Annotated in this window: 16 protein-coding genes; 8 read left to right on the top strand and 8 right to left on the bottom strand. The window is 55.0% G+C overall.

Going from position 1 to position 16,563, the window contains the following annotated elements:
- Positions 1-152 precede the first annotated feature (152 nt).
- From EKN83_RS17855 to EKN83_RS17845, 3 genes are read left to right on the top strand one after another with little or no spacing between them, the layout of a single operon-like run.
- Positions 153-623 (top strand): MarR family winged helix-turn-helix transcriptional regulator, encoded by a 471-nt coding sequence (locus EKN83_RS17855; protein WP_126801393.1) that lies wholly within the window; start codon positions 153-155, stop codon positions 621-623.
- Positions 620-1,687, top strand: coding sequence for an HlyD family secretion protein (locus EKN83_RS17850; RefSeq protein ID WP_088244064.1), 1,068 nt, complete (start codon positions 620-622; stop codon positions 1,685-1,687). The genes EKN83_RS17855 and EKN83_RS17850 overlap by 4 nt, the downstream gene beginning before the upstream one ends.
- A complete protein-coding gene (locus tag EKN83_RS17845) occupies positions 1,677-2,753 on the top strand; it encodes a DUF2955 domain-containing protein (RefSeq protein ID WP_045286439.1) in 1,077 nt (358 codons plus the stop codon). Before EKN83_RS17850 ends, EKN83_RS17845 begins: the two co-directional genes overlap by 11 nt.
- Here EKN83_RS17845 and EKN83_RS17840 read toward each other — a convergent pair.
- Complete coding sequence (locus EKN83_RS17840) at positions 2,750-4,021, bottom strand: DUF445 domain-containing protein (RefSeq protein ID WP_021240620.1); 1,272 nt, start codon at positions 4,019-4,021, stop codon at positions 2,750-2,752. The two genes, EKN83_RS17845 and EKN83_RS17840, sit on opposite strands and share 4 nt — an antisense overlap.
- A gap of 247 nt (positions 4,022-4,268) precedes the next feature.
- Between EKN83_RS17840 and EKN83_RS17835 the strand changes: the two genes are divergently transcribed.
- The 3 genes from EKN83_RS17835 to tssD are packed head-to-tail and all read left to right on the top strand — an operon-like array spanning position 4,269 to position 5,635.
- Complete coding sequence (locus EKN83_RS17835; protein WP_126801394.1) at positions 4,269-4,631, top strand: tlde1 domain-containing protein; 363 nt, start codon at positions 4,269-4,271, stop codon at positions 4,629-4,631.
- Positions 4,631-5,143: a hypothetical protein gene (locus EKN83_RS17830; RefSeq protein ID WP_025757425.1), complete on the top strand. Its 513-nt coding sequence runs from the start codon at positions 4,631-4,633 to the stop codon at positions 5,141-5,143. The genes EKN83_RS17835 and EKN83_RS17830 overlap by 1 nt, the downstream gene beginning before the upstream one ends.
- Entirely contained in the window at positions 5,144-5,635 is a 492-nt protein-coding gene (gene tssD, locus EKN83_RS17825) for a type VI secretion system tube protein TssD (RefSeq protein ID WP_126801392.1), read from the top strand.
- A gap of 21 nt (positions 5,636-5,656) precedes the next feature.
- Here tssD and EKN83_RS17820 read toward each other — a convergent pair whose 3' ends face one another.
- Positions 5,657-6,283, bottom strand: coding sequence for a LysE family translocator (locus EKN83_RS17820; protein WP_126801391.1), 627 nt, complete (start codon positions 6,281-6,283; stop codon positions 5,657-5,659).
- Between the two features lie 48 nt (positions 6,284-6,331).
- Complete coding sequence (locus EKN83_RS17815) at positions 6,332-7,075, bottom strand: AraC family transcriptional regulator (RefSeq protein ID WP_095449602.1); 744 nt, start codon at positions 7,073-7,075, stop codon at positions 6,332-6,334.
- 149 nt (positions 7,076-7,224) lie between these two features.
- Between EKN83_RS17815 and EKN83_RS17810 the strand changes: the two genes are divergently transcribed.
- Complete coding sequence (locus EKN83_RS17810; RefSeq protein ID WP_126801390.1) at positions 7,225-8,595, top strand: NAD-dependent succinate-semialdehyde dehydrogenase; 1,371 nt, start codon at positions 7,225-7,227, stop codon at positions 8,593-8,595.
- Between the two features lie 49 nt (positions 8,596-8,644).
- Here EKN83_RS17810 and EKN83_RS17805 read toward each other — a convergent pair whose 3' ends face one another.
- Positions 8,645-9,190 (bottom strand): YfaZ family outer membrane protein, encoded by a 546-nt coding sequence (locus EKN83_RS17805; RefSeq protein ID WP_045286446.1) that lies wholly within the window; start codon positions 9,188-9,190, stop codon positions 8,645-8,647.
- A gap of 411 nt (positions 9,191-9,601) precedes the next feature.
- Here EKN83_RS17805 and EKN83_RS17800 point away from each other — a divergent pair, with 411 nt between their 5' ends.
- Positions 9,602-10,960, top strand: coding sequence for an esterase-like activity of phytase family protein (locus EKN83_RS17800; RefSeq protein ID WP_126801389.1), 1,359 nt, complete (start codon positions 9,602-9,604; stop codon positions 10,958-10,960).
- Positions 10,961-11,057: 97 nt separating this feature from the next.
- On the opposite strand, the gene EKN83_RS17795 is transcribed toward EKN83_RS17800, so the two are convergent.
- The 4 genes from EKN83_RS17795 to EKN83_RS17780 all read right to left on the bottom strand — a co-directional run bounded on the left by EKN83_RS17795 (position 11,058) and on the right by EKN83_RS17780 (position 16,478).
- A complete protein-coding gene (locus EKN83_RS17795) occupies positions 11,058-12,905 on the bottom strand; it encodes a 3'-5' exonuclease (RefSeq protein ID WP_126801388.1) in 1,848 nt (615 codons plus the stop codon).
- Positions 12,906-13,091: 186 nt separating this feature from the next.
- Positions 13,092-14,045, bottom strand: coding sequence for a GTPase (yjiA, locus tag EKN83_RS17790; RefSeq protein ID WP_126801387.1), 954 nt, complete (start codon positions 14,043-14,045; stop codon positions 13,092-13,094).
- A gap of 10 nt (positions 14,046-14,055) precedes the next feature.
- On the bottom strand, positions 14,056-14,259 hold the full coding sequence (locus tag EKN83_RS17785; RefSeq protein WP_003856610.1) for a YbdD/YjiX family protein: 204 nt from the start codon (positions 14,257-14,259) through the stop codon (positions 14,056-14,058).
- Between the two features lie 65 nt (positions 14,260-14,324).
- The gene (locus EKN83_RS17780) at positions 14,325-16,478 is read right to left on the bottom strand and encodes a carbon starvation CstA family protein (RefSeq protein ID WP_045286449.1); all 2,154 of its coding nucleotides are present in this window, start codon (positions 16,476-16,478) and stop codon (positions 14,325-14,327) included.
- Positions 16,479-16,563 lie beyond the last annotated feature (85 nt).

The raw sequence follows: 16,563 nt of genomic DNA, 5'->3' as shown, positions 1-16,563 counted from the left end.
TGCAGCATTCATCGCTTCAGGTAAAAAATGACCAGGGGTTCCTCGGAGAGAGGGAGAGTATCGTTTTCGCAATTCCTGCGCTTTTACCTCTCGTTTCTTGATACTTACCCTGATAACTATTATCGTGGCTGCGTGTTTCGAGAGGTTTCCCCATGAGTGAAGAAGAACTGTTCTGCCGCAGGCCGATGGGCATGCGGATGGCGATGATCGTGCGCCAGTGGCGTGCCGTCATCGATGACGCCATTCTCGATACCGGGTTAACCCAGTCGAGCTGGACGGTGATGATGCAGCTTCATCAACTTGGGGATAACGTCTCGGTGAGTGAGCTTGCGGAGGTGCAGGGCATTGAGCTGCCACCGCTGATGCGCACTCTGACACAGCTGGAAAAGCAGGGTTACCTGTTGCGCACCACATCGCCTTATGACAAGCGCATCCGGCTTCTGACGCTGACGCCTGAGGGAAAAGCTGTCCTTCAAAGGCTCACCCAGGTCATTGAGACGCTTCAGACGCGCGTATCGCAAAACATCGCGCCGGAACATCTCAATATTTTCAGCGCCACCCTGAATCAAATCGCCTGCAATTTGCGGACAATCCGCGAAGAAGATAACAAGACCGAAAAATAATGACTCCTGAACAAAAGTTTGCCCGCTGGGTAAGGGTGAGTATTGCCTCTTTCCTGCTGATGTTTGTCTACTTTGTCGTCGCGGATATCTGGATCCCGCTGACGCCGGACTCCACCGTGATGCGCGTGGTGACACCGGTGTCTCCGCGCGTGTCCGGCTATGTGGCGGCCGTGCATGTGCACAACAACAGCCAGGTGAAGCGGGGCGATCTGCTGTTTGAACTCGACGACACGCCGTTTCGCAATAAAGTGGAAGCGGCGCAAATCGCGCTCGAGCAGGCTCGCCTGTCCAACGAACAGCTGGACGCGCAGATCGCCGCCGCGCAGGCCAGCCTGAAGACCGCGGTTCTGACCGCGCGTAACGACAAAGTGACCTTCGATCGCTACCAGAAGCTGAGCACCTTACAGAACGTCTCGCAGGCGGATCTGGATAAGGTCCGTACGACCTGGCAGAGCAGCGAGCAGTCCGTCAGCACGATTCAGGCCAACATCCGGAACCTGCGCATCCAGCGCGGCGAGCGGGATGAGCAGCACAACGTGACGCTGCAAAAATACCGCAACGCGCTCGATGACGCGGAGCTGAACCTCGGCTGGACGAAGGTTTACGCCCAGGCAGACGGCACGGTCAGTAACCTGCAGTTAAGCCCCGGCTTTTATGCCTCCTCCGGCTCGGCCGCGCTGGCGCTGGTGAACAACCAGACCGATATCGTGGCTGATTTCCGTGAAAAAAGCCTGCGTCATACCCATCAGGGCACCGATGCTGCGGTGGTGTTTGACGCCTTCCCGGGGCATGTTTTCCGCGCCCACGTGACCAGCAGCGATGCGGGGATCCTCGCCGGTCAGGAGGCCGTTAATGGCCAGCTTTCCGAGCCGGAAACCTCTAACCGCTGGGTACGTGACGCCCAGCGGATGCGCATTCACGTGACGCTGGATGAGCCGCTGCCGAAGCATCTGCCGACCGGTGCGCGGGCGACCGTGCAGCTTTACAACAGCGAAGGGCCGTTTGCGCGCTTCTTCTCCGGGATGCAAATCCACCTGGTGAGCCTGCTGCACTATGTCTATTAATACGCTGGCGCGGGTCTTTACCCCGCACGGCAACATCGTCTATACGGCAAATGACTTTCGCCAGACCCTGCGCATCGTCTTTGCCGGGATGATTGCGCTCAGCATCTCCAGCTTTTACAACACCAGTTACGGCGTCTTTTTCGTGGTCTACCCGATCATGCTGCTTTCGCTGGTCCCGGTGTTTAACCGCCACGTGGCGAAGCAGTTTATCTTCAGTGCGTCGCTGAACTGCGTGGAAATGGTGATTATTATCGGCTATCTGTCGCAATGGCCGGTGATCATGACGCTGGTGGTATTTGCCCTGTACGTGATGCGTTTTCGCTTTATGAGTAAGGGGCCGCTGTTTCTGTTCGGGTCCATGGGCGTGGTGTGCCAGAGCGTGATGCTCAATTTCATGAGCTACCCCACCACCAACTGGCACACGCTGCTGTTTTCCAACATTGAAGCCAGCGTGATGGCGGTGTGCCTGAGCGCGCTGATGAACTATCTCCTGCCGGACGTTGAGCCGCGCAAGCCGCCGCCGCTGATCGAGAAAGACGACGCCCGCGTACGCCACGAGTCGCTGCTCTCCGGTACCGTCGCGACGCTGATTTTCGTTGTTTTTCAGATTAGCGATTTAAGCGATTCGCTCTCGGCGCTGATGGCGGGGATTTTGATTCTGTTCCCGATGCACTATCGCGGCGCGGTGATGAGCTCCATCTGGCGCGTGGTCGGCGTGGTGCTGGGTTGCCTCTATATTTTGGTCGTCCAGCTTATCCTCTACGACCACAGTAGCCATATGCTGCTGATGATGCCGCTGATCGGCCTCGGGCTGGCGTTTGGCGCGCGCCTGCACGTAATGGAGAAAGTCGGGGCCGGCGTGGGGTTCTCCAGCATCACCACCATCGGCATTATGTTCGGGCAGAACATGCACCCGGACAGCGATCTGGTGTTCAGCGATCTCTATCGCATCACCTCCGTAACGTTTTCGCTGGTGGCGACGCTGACGATGGTGTTTCTGGTGCATGTGATCCTGAACCGCTTCCAGGCGACGCGCTATATCATCGCGCCACCCAAAGCGGATTAATGCCCCAGCACGGCGGGCAGTTGCGAGAGTAAAAACAGGATCAGGCCAATCGTCCCGCCCACCAGCGTGCCGTTGACGCGGATAAACTGCAGATCTTTGCCGATGTTGAGCTCAATCTGCCGGGACATGTCTTTGGCATCCCAGCTTTTGACCGTGTCGCTGATGTGGCGGGTAAGGAACGCCGCGAAATCCGGCGCGAGACGATGCGCGGCCTGCTCCAGATGCTCGTTCAGCGACGCCCGCAGGCTGGCGTCGTTTGTTAGCGTTTCGCCAAACCACAGCCCGGCGTTAGCGATGCGCTGCTTCACGCGAGAGTCCTCACTCTGCATATCCGCCTTCAGCCACTGGCGCAGGTCGGCCCACATCTCGCCCAGATAGCGGTTAAACGCCTCGTCATTCTTCAGGTAGTGCTTGATGTTGTCGGCTTTTGCCGCCATCTCCGGGTCGTTTTTCAGGTTGTCGATAAGCTTCAGCGTGGCGCGGTCGAACGCCTGGCGGATCTGGTGCGTGCGGTCGTGGCTGATATCGTCCAGCAGCGTGTTCACCGCGTTCGACACCATCTCCGCACTCTGATCGCCCAGCCACTCGGTGGGCAGCACCATCGCCTTGCGCGGGTGCTCGGTCTTCAGCCAGTGGACAATCTGGTCGGCAATAAAGTCCCGCGTGCTTTCCCGCTGAATCAGGGTAATCAGGCGGTTGATGATGGCGTCCAGCAGCACCTGGTGGCGGTTGTTTTTGGTCATGCTCTCCAGCATCACGGCGCTGGTTTCGGTGAAGTCGACCTTGTCGATGGCCTTATGAACCGCGCGTTTGAGCAGGCGCTGGATGCGTCCATCATCAGTCAGTTCAAGAAAACCGCTCATCACCTGCATCAGATGCAGCCCGACGCGCTGGGCGTTGTCGGGCTTGCTGAACCAGGCACCGATCATCTGTGCGGGTTCATAGCGGCGAATCAACGCCACCAGCGACTGGGTATCCAGAAACTTCTCCTGCACGAACTGGCCAAGATTGTCGCCGATCCGGTCTTTATTGCGCGGGATGATTGCCGTATGGCGCGAAATAAACGGAATGGGCACCCGGCGGAACAGTGCGACCACGGCAAACCAGTCTGCCAGCGCGCCGACCATCGCCGCCTCGGCAATGGCCTTCACGCCGCGCACCCAGAAGGTCTGCGGCAGGAACAGGGTGGTGATAAACGCCGCGGCGGCAACCAGCAGCAGCGACAGCGCCAGCAGCTTGGCGCGTTTGAGTTCAGCTATTTTTTCCATGGGTTAAGGATAGAGGTAAGTGAGCCCAAAGTGCAAAGCTGGTGTAAGAGGGAGGGAGACGCACTCTCTGAGTGAATAAATGGCTTGTATATTAAAAAGTATATACATCAAAACTATCTATTATTAATTCTTCTAAGTTTTTTGTGCTTATTTATTTTTGGACGCAATGTTTTGTGACCGTTATAGTCATTTTAACGCTCTTGTTAGCCATAAGATAAAGGACTTTTCATGAAAGGAGACGATATTGATGACATGGGAATATAAAGTGTCGATAGGGGTATTAAGTCATAATGGTGAGTTTGTTGCTAACTGCTACAGCGGTGCGGGTGAATCGAAAGATAAGCCTGAGTGTGAAAGTCAACGAAACAGAGGCCCCATTCCCAGAGGTGTTTATTTTATTGCCGGGTGGAATAATCATAAAAGTGCAGAGGCCATTATTCTTGAGCCTATAGCCGGGACCAATACCTTTGGTAGGGATCATTTTCAAATTCATGGTGATAAAAAAGGTCAGCCACCAGGATCAGCATCAGCTGGTTGCATCATTATGAACGGCCAGGACAAGCGCCATATGATTTATGATTCGGGTGACACAATTCTGGTGGTGCGATAATGAAATATATTATTGCACTATTCTTCTTATGCTTACCGGTGGGTTTAATTGCTAAAAACCACACGCCTGAACAGATACTGCAAATGATAAACGACAAAGGAGCCAGGGTCGTTGTAAGTGAAATGGATTCAAATGATAACGGTGAGTCAGAATGGTGGAATCATGTCATTCCAGAGATAGGTAAAGGAACTCAGGCATGGTTAGCCGTAGCGAGCGCCCTTGAGCCCGGAGTGGACGCCAGTACAGCTGAAGATCTCAAGGCGGCGCTTTCTAAAGCTATCCCCCATAATTCTGCAGGCGTTTTGGCAATCTTAAAAGACGATAAACCGTTACTCACTATTGATCAAGTCTGCGCTTTCGCTTATTTTCCGCAGACAGAAGCAGAGAGCAATAAGCTTTTTGTCGATTCAATCAGGGAGATGTTTAAAATAAAAAGCCCTGAGGGGCAAAGATGTCTCGCCGTTATGATCGCAACTGTGGAAAACTCTGTTCCATTCGATAAGGATATGTAAATGGCTATTCCGGGATATATGTCATTAACTGACGATGCGGGTAATATCATAAAAGGGAATGTGAAAGTTAAAGACCGTGAAAACCAGATTGAGGTTTTGGGTCTTTATCATAACGTAAACTATAACTCTGACCTGCATAATGGCAGAGCGTTGAGCAAACGCCAGCATCGTCCTTTTCTTATTGAGAAAGAAATTGATGCCTCCAGCGTTTTTCTCTATAAAGCACTCAGCACGGGAGGTACGCTCAGGAAAGCGATTATCGACCTTTACAGAATCAACCATGCCGGCCAGGAAGAAATTTATTTCACGATAACGCTGGAAGCGGTGAAGGTCGTCACGGTGTTTTCATTGATGCATGACGTGAAAGAGACTTATCATGAAAAACAAGGGCATCTTGAGCTTGTTTTGCTTCGTTATGAAAAGATTACCTGGCACTATCGTGACGGTAATGTTATTCATTCGGATGACTGGGATTATCGGTTAGGCGTTTAAGAAGAGCCCTTTAAAATCCTTTCATAGCAGCCGCCACAGCACCCATCCCCCAAACCCCATCAGCACCATCCCTGCCGTGCGCTCAATCCACCAGAGCGAACGGCTAAGTCTCTGTTGCACCGCGGGCAGACCCATCAGCGACACCAGCGCCAGATCCCACACCAGCACCACCAGCACCATCCATAGACCGCAGGCCGACTGCTGAAGCAGCGTGACGTCCGGCCCCAGCAACGCCGTCATCAATGCCAGATAGAACAGCGCATTCTTCGGGTTAAGCAGCGCCGAGCCAAGCCCCAGCAGGACCTGCTTGCGCAGCGACGGGAAGCGCTGATGGGTTTCATTCAGCGCCAGCACTTGAGGGCGGCTGCGCACCAGATGCGAACCTGTCCACAGCAGGTACAGCGCCCCGCAAAGCTCAATAAGCGTAAACAGCCACGCAAACTGGCGCAGCGCACTCCAGCCGATAATCACCAGCAGGATGTACACCCCGTTGCCTGCGGCGATGCCGAAACACAGCCCGGCGCTGCCGCGCAGACGGTAGCGCGCGGCGTAGCCCACCAGCAGGAAGAAATCCGGGCCCGGGCTTAGCAGGGCAACAAAATGCGCCAGTGCCAGGGCGAGAAAAGCGGAAGGGAATAACAGTTCCATAGCAACCTCAGTGTGAAAAGCTGAGGTCAGAATACGGGGCCGCAAAAACTATTTATTGTCGGATATTGATCGGCCCGTGGCGTACTGGCGCGGCGTGGCGGCGGTATAGCTGACAAAGGTCTTGTGAAAATGGCTCTGGTCGGCAAACCCGCTCTGGTAGCCGACATCAGCAATATTATCCCCAGCACGCAGCCGCGCTTTGGCGTACTCCACCCGGGAGATATTGAGGAAGCTGCCCGGCGTCAGGCCGGTGTCCTGCCTGAAGGTGCGGATCAGCGTCTCCTTGCGCAGCGAAAATCGTCGGGCGAGTTCATCAAGCGAAGGCGGTGCGGCCAGGTTGGCAAGAAACGCCTGCTGAACCTGCTGGCTGGTTGAGCGAAGCGTATCTGCGTTATCCGCACTGCGGGGAAGGGCAGAAAGCAGCGTCTCCACGGCGGCAGGAGACATCGTCTCCACAATAGCAAGGTAGTGCTTAAAGAGCGCAGGGTCGCGAATGACCTGAAATGCCACTGGCAGATCGGTGTCGATATACAGCATGTGATAGCTGCGCGGCTTGCCGGCGACGGGATTGCAGCTGTGCGGCGCAGAGGCCGGGATCACAATGAGCTCCCCGGGATGAAGAATGTACTCTTTGCCATGACACACGCAGCAGGTCTGGCCTTCCACAATCGCGCCGATGGAGAGCTGAGAGTGACAGTGACGTTTGTACGCCTGCGTACTCTGCCACGTGCTGCGCCGCTCAAGGCCTGAGACGCGGTGAAAAGTCTGGCGGATGTGTCGGGTATCGGTCATAGGCGCTCCTTCTGGAGGTTTTATACCACGGCCGCGAACTGTCGGGCAGCGCTTCATTAAGAACCCTCCGGATATACCGAACTTTACCTTCAGAGGCAGTCATGTTGACTACCCTTAATACCCTAAGCGGTAAAACAAGGAGATTCGACATGGCTTATCAGACAGTAAATCCTGCCACTAACCAGCTCATCAAAGAATACCCCTCCCATACCGATGCGGATATTGAAGCGGCGCTGAAGGCGGCCGATGCGCTGTACCATTCAGAATGGGCGAAAGGCGACATCAGCCAGCGCCTGCCGGTGCTGCATAAGCTTGCTGACCTGATCGACGAGCGCACCGAGGAGCTGGCGAAAATCGCCAGCCAGGAGATGGGTAAGCTCATCGCACAGAGTCGCAGTGAGGTGAAGCTGTGCGCGCAGATTGCCCGCTATTATGCCGACAACGCAAAGCAGTTCCTGGCCCCGGTGAAGTACGATTCTGAGCTTGGGGAAGCGTGGGTGGAGCATCACCCTGTCGGCGTGCTGATGGCCGTTGAGCCGTGGAACTTCCCGTACTACCAGCTGATGCGCGTTCTGGCGCCAAACCTGGCGGCAGGTAACCCTGTGCTGGCTAAGCACGCCAGCATCGTGCCGCACTGTGCCGAGGCCTTTGCCCACCTGGTGCGCGAGGCGGGCGCGCCGGAAGGGGCATGGACCAACCTGTTTATCACTTCCGATCAGGTGGCGAACATCATCGCCGACGATCGCGTGCAGGGCGCGGCGCTAACTGGTTCCGAAAAAGCCGGCAGCGTGGTGGCTGCGCAGGCGGCGAAGCACATCAAGAAATCCACCCTTGAGCTGGGCGGCAACGATGTCTTCGTGGTGCTCGATGATGCGGACCTGGAGAAAGCCGTGAAGATCGGTGTGAATGCGCGGCTCAACAACGCCGGGCAGGTCTGTACCGCGGCGAAGCGCTTTATCCTGCACGAGAAAATTGCAGATGTCTTCCTGAGCAAATTCACCGAGGCATTTAAGCAGGTGAAGATTGGCGATCCGCTGGACGAAAGCACCACGCTGGGCCCGTTGTCGTCTAAAGATGCGCTCGAAACGCTGACCAGACAGGTTAACGAGGCGGTGAAAAACGGTGCCACATTACACTACGGCGGCAAGCCGGTGCAGCGTGAGGGGTGCTTCTTCGAACCGACGATCCTGACGAATATCTCGCGCGATAACCCCGCGTACTTCGAGGAGTTCTTCGGCCCGGTGGCGCAGATGTATGTGGTGAAAAACGATGACGAGGCGGTCGCGCTGGCGAACGACTCCCACTACGGCCTGGGCGGCGCGGTGTTCAGCCGTGATATTGAGCGCGCGAAGAACATGGCGTCGCGGATTGAGACCGGGATGGTGTACATCAACTGGCTCACCGACACCTCACCAGAGCTGCCGTTCGGCGGCGTGAAGCGTTCAGGCTATGGGCGCGAGCTGTCGGATCTGGGGATCAAAGAGTTTGTGAACCAGAAGCTGGTGGTGGTGCGTAAGTAAGAGGTCAAAAACCTGCCAGATGGCAGGTTTTTTTTGTCTCTTCGCAGGCTTAGAAGGTGACTCCACCGCCCACGTAGGCGCCGTCAATCAGCGTGTGGCCAGGACGACCGTCTTTACCATCAACGCTCACGTGGCGGTAACCCACTTTCAGAGTCACTGGCGTGATCGGCGTCCAGCTTACGCCGCCGTTGGCTTCGACGTAGTTTTTCACGCTGTTGTTCAGCCCTTCTGGAGCCGCATAGCCTTCACCATACACGTGGATGCTGTCGGTCAGCGCAACGTTTACGCCGCCGCCAATCGGGAAGGCCACACCGTTATCGCCTTTTTTCGGGCCGAGGTAGATTGCCTTCGCGCCCGCATTCAGCATCACCGGTCCCACTTCCAGGTTGTAGCCTGCGCCAACGCCGCCGGTCTGAGTACCGTCGTCGGTGTTTTTGAGCCAGTTACTTTCCAGATAAACACCGGAGGAGGATTTACCCATTTCCAGATTGAGGTTAGTAAAGTTTTTACCCTGCTCAACGGTGCCGCCCATTGCCAGTGCGGAACCTGATACGGCAGCCAGCGCAGAAAGAAGAAGGATATTCAGTTTTTTCATGTTTTATGCCTCGTCATTAAATTAATCTGGGCGCACCTTAACAAGTGACGTTTATGACTGCAAATGTGACGAGGGCCGATTTTTTATGCTGAGGTTGTTAATTTTTTTGTTTGAAATGTTGCATCGATGTTTGGTTGTCAGGGTGTCAACGCGTGATGTTCAGGCATTTAGGAACCGTTTAATTTTTTGACTAAACACAAACTGAACGAGGAAGGGAAAGTGATGAGAGGTGAATTAATGGAGTTTCTAATAATTTCCAGAAGTATTTCTGATGTAACATAATACAACACAACCTTACATTTCCGGGCGATGAATATACATTCCCTCGCGCAGGCCGGTTGCCTTTCCATGTCATTTTTCTGACACGTTTATTCTTTACGTTGTTGGCTTCACTCACTGGACACTAACAATATGAAAAGAAAAATTATTCCTGCACTTATCGGTTGTGCGCTCTCTTTCTCTGGCCTGGCGGCACAGCCTACCGCTGAGCGCTACGTCGTCAGCTTCCCTGACGGCTCACATGTGAAATACAGCGGCGCGTTTGCCGATGCATTCCCGAACGGGCTCCCGGTGGGGATTGGTTCTGGCCTGCTGTTTACGGGCAAACAGGGCGATGCCCTGACGTTTGCGACCGTGACCGATCGCGGTCCCAACGCCGATGCGCCAAAAATGGGTAAAAACGAAGCCAAAATATTTGTCACGCCGGATTTCGCGCCGCTGCTGATGACCATTCGCGTCCAGAACGGCAAAGCGGAGGCTGTTGATGCCCGCCCGCTGCATGACGATAAAGGCGAGATTAACGGTCTGCCGCTACAAAGCGGCGTGATTGGCTCCACCAATGAAGTGGCATTCAGCGACACGTTAAAGACGCTCAAGGGTGACAACCGCGGGCTGGATACGGAAGGTATCACGCCGGACGGCAAAGGCGGCTATTGGCTGTGCGATGAGTATGGCCCGTTCCTGATTAACGTCGACAGCAAAGGGAAGATCCTGGCGATCCACGGGCCGCAGGCGGCTGAAGGGGAGAAATCTATCGCCGGCGGTCTGCCAAACATCATTAAATGGCGCCAGCCGAACCGGGGCTTTGAAGGCCTGACCCGGATGCCTGACGGGCGGATTATCGCCGCCGTACAAAGTACGCTGGATATCGACGGTAAGAGCAAAAAGCAGGCGCTGTTTACACGTCTGGTGAGCTTCGACCCGGCGACCGGCAAAACCGCGATGTACGGCTACCCCATCGACAGCGCGGCCTACGACAAAAACAGCGACGCCAAAATCGGCGACATTGTGGCGCTCGATAACCAGCACATCCTGCTGATTGAGCAGGGCAGTGATAAAAACGACGGGATGCGTAACCTGATTTACAAGGTGGATCTCAGCAAGGCGAGCGATCTGGCCACCTTCGACAAGCCGGGCGAGTACCCGGAGTTTGATGATGAGAAAACCCTGGCGCAGCGCGGCATTACCCTTGCGGCGAAAACCCAGGTTGTCGATTTGCGCGCCCTTGGCTGGCAGCAGGAAAAGGCTGAAGGGCTGGCGCTGATCGACAGCAAAACGTTGGCGGTGGCGAACGATAATGACTTTGGCGTGAAGGTGGCGATGCAAAACCCGGTCGAGGGCAAGAAGCTCAAGGATTACCGGGTGAACGCGGAAGGCAAGCTGACACTTGATGATAAACCGGTTGAAACCACGCTCAGCGTGAAGCCGCTGAAGAAGCCGGAGTCCGACAGCGAGCTGTGGATTGTGACGCTGCCGGAGGCGGTGAAATAAGTTTCCCGCTTACCCCCTCACCCTAACCCTCTCCCCCACAGGGGAGAGGGGATTGTTCGGTGCAGACACTTATCAACGCGGGCTGTTTACTGAACAGCTAGATCGCTTTAACGCTCTTTTCCCAGGTCTCGACCAGATGGTCTCGCAGGCTCCCGGTTCCGTGCATTGTCACCAGAAGATTCTGTCGCGCGCGGGTAAAACCGACGTAAAGGCGTTTGATATCGTCACTCAGATCTTCACTGTCCCTTTCCTTTGCCGCATCCATAATGGCGACCGAGTTAAACTCAAGCCCCTTGCTGCTGGGCAGCGGCATGACGCAGAGGAAATCATTCTGCGGTGACCAGTGCTTTTTATCATCGCTGGAGACGATCATCTGGTATGGGATCTTGCGGGCTTCAAGCCGTGGCGCGAGCATACCTGAAATGCTGAAGGTTGAGGGGCACAGTATAGCGATTTCCGACCATGCAACACCCTCCTGTCGCTGCTCTGTGACCCAATCGAGAACGCGTGTAATCTCCTCGTCCTGATTATCAAAGCTTGCCAGCGATGGATACTTCCCGGACAGACCTCCTGCGGCAGGGAGTTGATATTTGAGGGAAGCTTCAATGTGATTATTGAGATAATTAAATGCAATGCTGCTGGCAAAATGGAGTATTTGCCGGGTGTTACGATAATTGGTATCGAGAATCGTTGTGCGGCCCTGAGCCTTTATATCGACGCTGGACAGGGTAAAATCGAGAGCTTTCTTTTTCTGATAAATCGACTGAGCGTCATCATACAGGAAAAGCAGGGAGCTATCTTTCTTGTCCGGCATCTTAGCGAGGATTCTTAGCCATTCCGGCTTAAAATCGTGTCCTTCATCGATCAAAACGGCGCTGTACTGCTCCGGTTTGATAACGCCCTCTTCAAATGCCACCGTCATCGCATTTTCCATCAGTTCAATGAAGTTTTTGCTCCTGGGGGGAAGACGCCGATTCGCGTTTAATTGCTGGTAGCACCAGGCATGAAAATGAGTAACCTCGACTGGAAGCCTGAGACTATGTTGTTCAAGCTGAGCTTTGAGTTTTTTGGCCAGCGTAATGTTGTAACAAATGACCAGTATCGGTTTGGTGTTTTCAATATTGTTGGCAAGCTCAATACATCGGTGGTGCAAAATAAGTGTTTTACCGGATCCTGCCACACCATGAATAACCCGGTGTCCCGCTCCCATACTTCTGGCGAGCTGTTCCTGATTCCTGTCCATCATGCAGACTACATCAGGGGTGTGGAATGTAAAATTATCCAGGTCAACCCGCGTAACGGAGGGGGTAATGCGTACATCGGGATAAAGATGCCATCGAATGCGATCGAGCTGCTGTGGTGATGTGTGATGAACGAAGTGATGTTTTAGAAGGGATTCGAGCCGGGTGGAGATTTGTTCCCTGGTCATAAACTCACTGAGCTCATCTTTGCAAATCACCTGGCTGGTTGGCAGTATTTCGTTGATATCGTCGCCCGGAAAACTCTTTTCTAGCTGTGCCCGTGTAATATTACTCAAATAAACACCATATCCGTACGGCATAATGAAGCTACCCTCATAATCCCCATCGTGCTGGCGAAGCAGAGGATCTTTTTTCAGGGTATCAATGGTATTGAAGGTATATTGACGAACCTGTTCTAGCGGGTTTTTCAGCGGCTCAATGCCATTTTTGGTTTCATAATAAATATGTGTTTTATTGGCGGATTTTATTTTTGTGATGAACCAGTCTTTCACTTCTATAAACAGCAATCCTTTTTCGGGGGCCAGGATTACAAAATCAGGATGCTCATGTTTGTCGCCCATTCGAGTATCATACCAGCAGGTACACTGTTCACTGAGCCCACCTTCCAGAAGCCTTGCCAGCCTTTTTTCTCCGGCCGTAATCTTCTCGCTACAGCTGCTAATTGTGGGAATAATGATTGCCATATTACGCCTACCAATTCATGAAAATTATACAAATCCAATTAATTAATATTGTAAGGAATATTAATCAAAGCATGATTTCATTATTGGTAAGAACATTAACAGACAAAATTGCAAACAGAAAGGGCGAAACCCGCATTTTGCCTCAATGAAATACGCTCCCTTTTCTGGTTAAAAGGGAGCGACGATTTATTTCCTCAGCCCCGCAAACGCCGCCCGAATCTCCTCTTCCGGCAGCTGTATACCGATAAACACCATCACGCTGTGCGGCGCTTCGTCGCCCCACGGTCTGTCCCAGTCGGCGCTGTACAGGCGCTGTACGCCCTGGAACAGCAGGCGGTTCGGCTCGCCGTCAATCCACAGCATCCCCTTGTAGCGCAGCAGCTTGTCGGCAAATGACAGCAGCAGGTTCTCCATGACGCGGGAGACCTCGCTGATGTCCACCGGGTAGTCCAGCTCCACCACAATCGATGCCACATCGTTTTGCTTATCGCCCATAAAGTGGAAGCGCGGTTTCGCGGTGACGCTCTCCTCCAGCATAAAGCCGTTGGTGTTGAACAGCAGAGACAGATCGATATCACCGTGCGTCACGGTGTAAACCGGCGCGCGGGAGTTGATGCGCGCCAGGCGTTCGCGCAGTTTTTCGCTGTCACCGGCCACGTCGGTTTTGGTCAGCAGAATGCGGTCGGCATAGCCCACCTGAGACTGGGCGATGGTGAACTGGTTCATCTGATCGTCGGCGTGGACCGCATCGACCAGGGCAATCACGCCGTCCAGCAGGTAGCGCTGGCACAGAATGTCGTGGGAGAAAAAGGTCTGAATAATCGGGCCCGGGTCGGCCATGCCGGTGCACTCGATCACCAGGCGGTCGAAGTCGATTTCCCCGCGATCGCGGCTGTCGAGCAGATCCAGCAGGGCGTCTTCCAGCTCGTTAGAGCGGGTGCAGCAGATACAGCCGTTGGTCAGGGTTTTGATCTGGGTGGCGCGATCGCCAATCAGCTGGTCATCAACGGAGACTTCGCCGAACTCGTTTTCGATGACGGCGATTTTGAAGCCATGCTGCTCGTTCAGAATGTGGCGCAGCAGGGTGGTTTTACCGGCGCCGAGGAAACCGGTCAACAGGGTGACGGCAATCGGGGTCATGGTCTCTCCTTTAGCAGCAGCGTACGCCGCCTTCTCCACTTCCGCCGTAGCGCGCTTCCTGCCGCTCGCGGAAGAATTCAGTGTAGGTCATGTACGGCTTATCCGGATGGTTGGTCTTCATATGCTCAACGTAGTTGTCATAGTCCGGAATACCAATCAGCATTTTTGCCGCCTGACCGAGGTATTTTTTTGCTTCGCCTAAGTTACCAAACATTGTGGGTTCCAGATAGAAAAAGCCCGGTGGAGCTACGCTTACCGGGCCTACGGTTACAGGCTGGATTAATGGTGTGAAGAGGTCTTCACGCCGCCTTCCGGCACCGGCACGTACGGGGTTTCTTTATCCGTACGACCTTCAGCGTTACGCACCTTCAGCCAGGTTTTGATGCCATAGAAGATGATGCTGTACACCACCACCAGGAACAGAATGCTCAGACCCGCGTTGGTGTAGTTGTTCACCACGATATGGTTCATGTTGGCAATCTGCTGCGCGGTCAGATCCGCGCCGCCTGCGGCAATCTTCTCTTTGTACTGGTTGGCCATGAAGAAGAAACCTTCCAGCTGCGGGTTGGCGCTGAACAGCTTCAGGCCAAGCGCCCAGGTGGTGCAGAGCAGCAGCCACAGCGCGGGCACCACGGTGACCCAGATGTATTTGGTGCGCTTCATCTTCACCAGCACCACGGTGCCGAGTACCAGCGCCACGGCGGCCAGCATCTGGTTAGAGATACCGAACAGCGGCCACAGGCTCTTCACGCCGCCGAGCGGGTCAACAACGCCCTGATACAAGAGGTAGCCCCACAGGCCGACGCAGCCCGCGGTACCGAGAATGCCCGCCACCAGAGAGTCGGTTTTCTTCAGGAACGGCACGAAGTTACCCAGCAGGTCCTGCAGCATAAAGCGACCCGCACGGGTACCGGCGTCCAGCGCGGTCAGGATGAACAGCGCTTCGAACAGAATACCGAAGTGGTACCAGAAGCCCATGTCCGCCCACGGCAGCACTTTGTGGAACACGTGTGCGATCCCCACTGCCAGCGTCGGTGCGCCACCGGCGCGGTTCAGCACGGACGGTTCGCCGATGTCTTTCGCGGTCTGCATGATCTGCTCAGGCGAAATCACAAAGCCCCAGGAGCTGACGGTCGCTGCCGCGTGGGCGCTGGCGTCTTTCAGCTGCGCCATGATCAGCGCCGCGTTGTCACCGCCCATCTCGTGCAGGTTTGGCATAGTGATGCCCAGACCCGCCGGCGGGGTGTTCATTGCGAAGTAGAGACCCGGTTCGATGATGGACGCGGCAACCAGCGCCATGATCGCCACGAAAGACTCCATCAGCATGGCACCGTAGCCGATCAGACGCGCGTCTTTCTCGTTCGCCAGCAGCTTAGGCGTGGTACCGGATGAGATCAGGGCGTGGAAGCCAGAGACCGCACCACAGGCGATGGTGATGAACAGGAACGGGAACAGGGCGCCTTTCCACAGCGGGCCGGTACCGTCGATGTACTGCGTCACTGCCGGCATTTTCAGATCCGGGTTAATCAGCACGATGCCGATCGCCAGACCGACGATCACGCCGATTTTCAGGAAGGTGGCCAGGTAGTCACGCGGGGCCAGAATCAGCCAGACCGGCAGCAGCGCGGAGATAAACGCATAGCCAATCAGCGCGAAGGTAATCGTCGTGTCCTTGAAGGTCAGCGCCGGGCCCCAGTAAGGGTCGTGCGCAATCACGCCGCCGAAGTAGATGGAGGCGACCAGCAGCACAATACCAATGACCGACACTTCACCCACGCGGCCCGGACGGATAAAGCGCATGTAGATCCCCATGAACAGCGCAATCGGCACGGTTGAGCAGACGGTGAAGACCCCCCACGGACTTTCGGCCAGCGCTTTCACCACGATTAACGCCAGCACCGCAAGGATGATGATCATAATCAGGAAGCAGCCGAACAGGGCGATAGTCCCCGGTACGCGGCCCATCTCTTCTTTGACCATCTCACCCAGAGAGGCGCCGTTACGGCGCGAAGAGATAAACAGCACCATAAAGTCCTGCACCGCACCGGCCAGCACCACGCCGGCGAGCAGCCACAGGGTGCCCGGCAGGTAGCCCATCTGCGCGGCCAGCACCGGACCGACGAGCGGACCTGCGCCGGCGATAGCGGCAAAGTGGTGACCAAACAGCACGTAGCGGTTGGTGGGTACGTAGTTCAGGCCGTCATTGTTAATGACCGCCGGGGTGGCACGCGTCGGGTCGAGCTTCATGACCTTCTGCGCGATGTACAAGCTGTAGTAGCGATAAGCCACAAGATAGACGGAAACCGACGCGACCACGATCCACAGGGCGCTTACGTGTTCGCCCCGGCGTAGTGCGACAACCGCCAGACAAAAAGCGCCGAGGATCCCGAGTAAGGCCCAGGGCACGTGCTTCAGTAGTTTTTTAGTATCCATAGTAAGACCTGGTTTTTTATGTAACGAAAAAAGGGTCAGGGTTCGTTGTGAGGAGGTGGTGATTAATGCTGGAGCGATCGTGCCA

The sequence above is a fragment of the Enterobacter sp. WCHEn090032 genome, from assembly GCF_003986875.1.
Lineage (GTDB): Bacteria > Pseudomonadota > Gammaproteobacteria > Enterobacterales > Enterobacteriaceae > Enterobacter > Enterobacter sichuanensis.
Note: the sequence above shows the minus strand (reverse complement) of the source record. Positions and strands in the feature narration are given on the sequence as shown.

What these genes read in the sequence shown, in the direction of transcription:
- EKN83_RS17855 (WP_126801393.1), top strand. Translation starts at nt 153, where the DNA reads ATGAGTGAAGAAGAACTGTTCTGCCGCAGGCCGATGGGCATGCGGATG.
- EKN83_RS17845 (WP_045286439.1), top strand. Translation starts at nt 1,677, where the DNA reads ATGTCTATTAATACGCTGGCGCGGGTCTTTACCCCGCACGGCAACATC.
- EKN83_RS17840 (WP_021240620.1), bottom strand. Translation starts at nt 4,021, where the DNA reads ATGGAAAAAATAGCTGAACTCAAACGCGCCAAGCTGCTGGCGCTGTCG.
- EKN83_RS17835 (WP_126801394.1), top strand. Translation starts at nt 4,269, where the DNA reads ATGACATGGGAATATAAAGTGTCGATAGGGGTATTAAGTCATAATGGT.
- EKN83_RS17830 (WP_025757425.1), top strand. Translation starts at nt 4,631, where the DNA reads ATGAAATATATTATTGCACTATTCTTCTTATGCTTACCGGTGGGTTTA.
- tssD (WP_126801392.1), top strand. Translation starts at nt 5,144, where the DNA reads ATGGCTATTCCGGGATATATGTCATTAACTGACGATGCGGGTAATATC.
- EKN83_RS17820 (WP_126801391.1), bottom strand. Translation starts at nt 6,283, where the DNA reads ATGGAACTGTTATTCCCTTCCGCTTTTCTCGCCCTGGCACTGGCGCAT.
- EKN83_RS17815 (WP_095449602.1), bottom strand. Translation starts at nt 7,075, where the DNA reads ATGACCGATACCCGACACATCCGCCAGACTTTTCACCGCGTCTCAGGC.
- EKN83_RS17810 (WP_126801390.1), top strand. Translation starts at nt 7,225, where the DNA reads ATGGCTTATCAGACAGTAAATCCTGCCACTAACCAGCTCATCAAAGAA.
- EKN83_RS17805 (WP_045286446.1), bottom strand. Translation starts at nt 9,190, where the DNA reads ATGAAAAAACTGAATATCCTTCTTCTTTCTGCGCTGGCTGCCGTATCA.
- EKN83_RS17800 (WP_126801389.1), top strand. Translation starts at nt 9,602, where the DNA reads ATGAAAAGAAAAATTATTCCTGCACTTATCGGTTGTGCGCTCTCTTTC.
- EKN83_RS17795 (WP_126801388.1), bottom strand. Translation starts at nt 12,905, where the DNA reads ATGGCAATCATTATTCCCACAATTAGCAGCTGTAGCGAGAAGATTACG.
- yjiA (WP_126801387.1), bottom strand. Translation starts at nt 14,045, where the DNA reads ATGACCCCGATTGCCGTCACCCTGTTGACCGGTTTCCTCGGCGCCGGT.
- EKN83_RS17785 (WP_003856610.1), bottom strand. Translation starts at nt 14,259, where the DNA reads ATGTTTGGTAACTTAGGCGAAGCAAAAAAATACCTCGGTCAGGCGGCA.
- EKN83_RS17780 (WP_045286449.1), bottom strand. Translation starts at nt 16,478, where the DNA reads ATGGATACTAAAAAACTACTGAAGCACGTGCCCTGGGCCTTACTCGGG.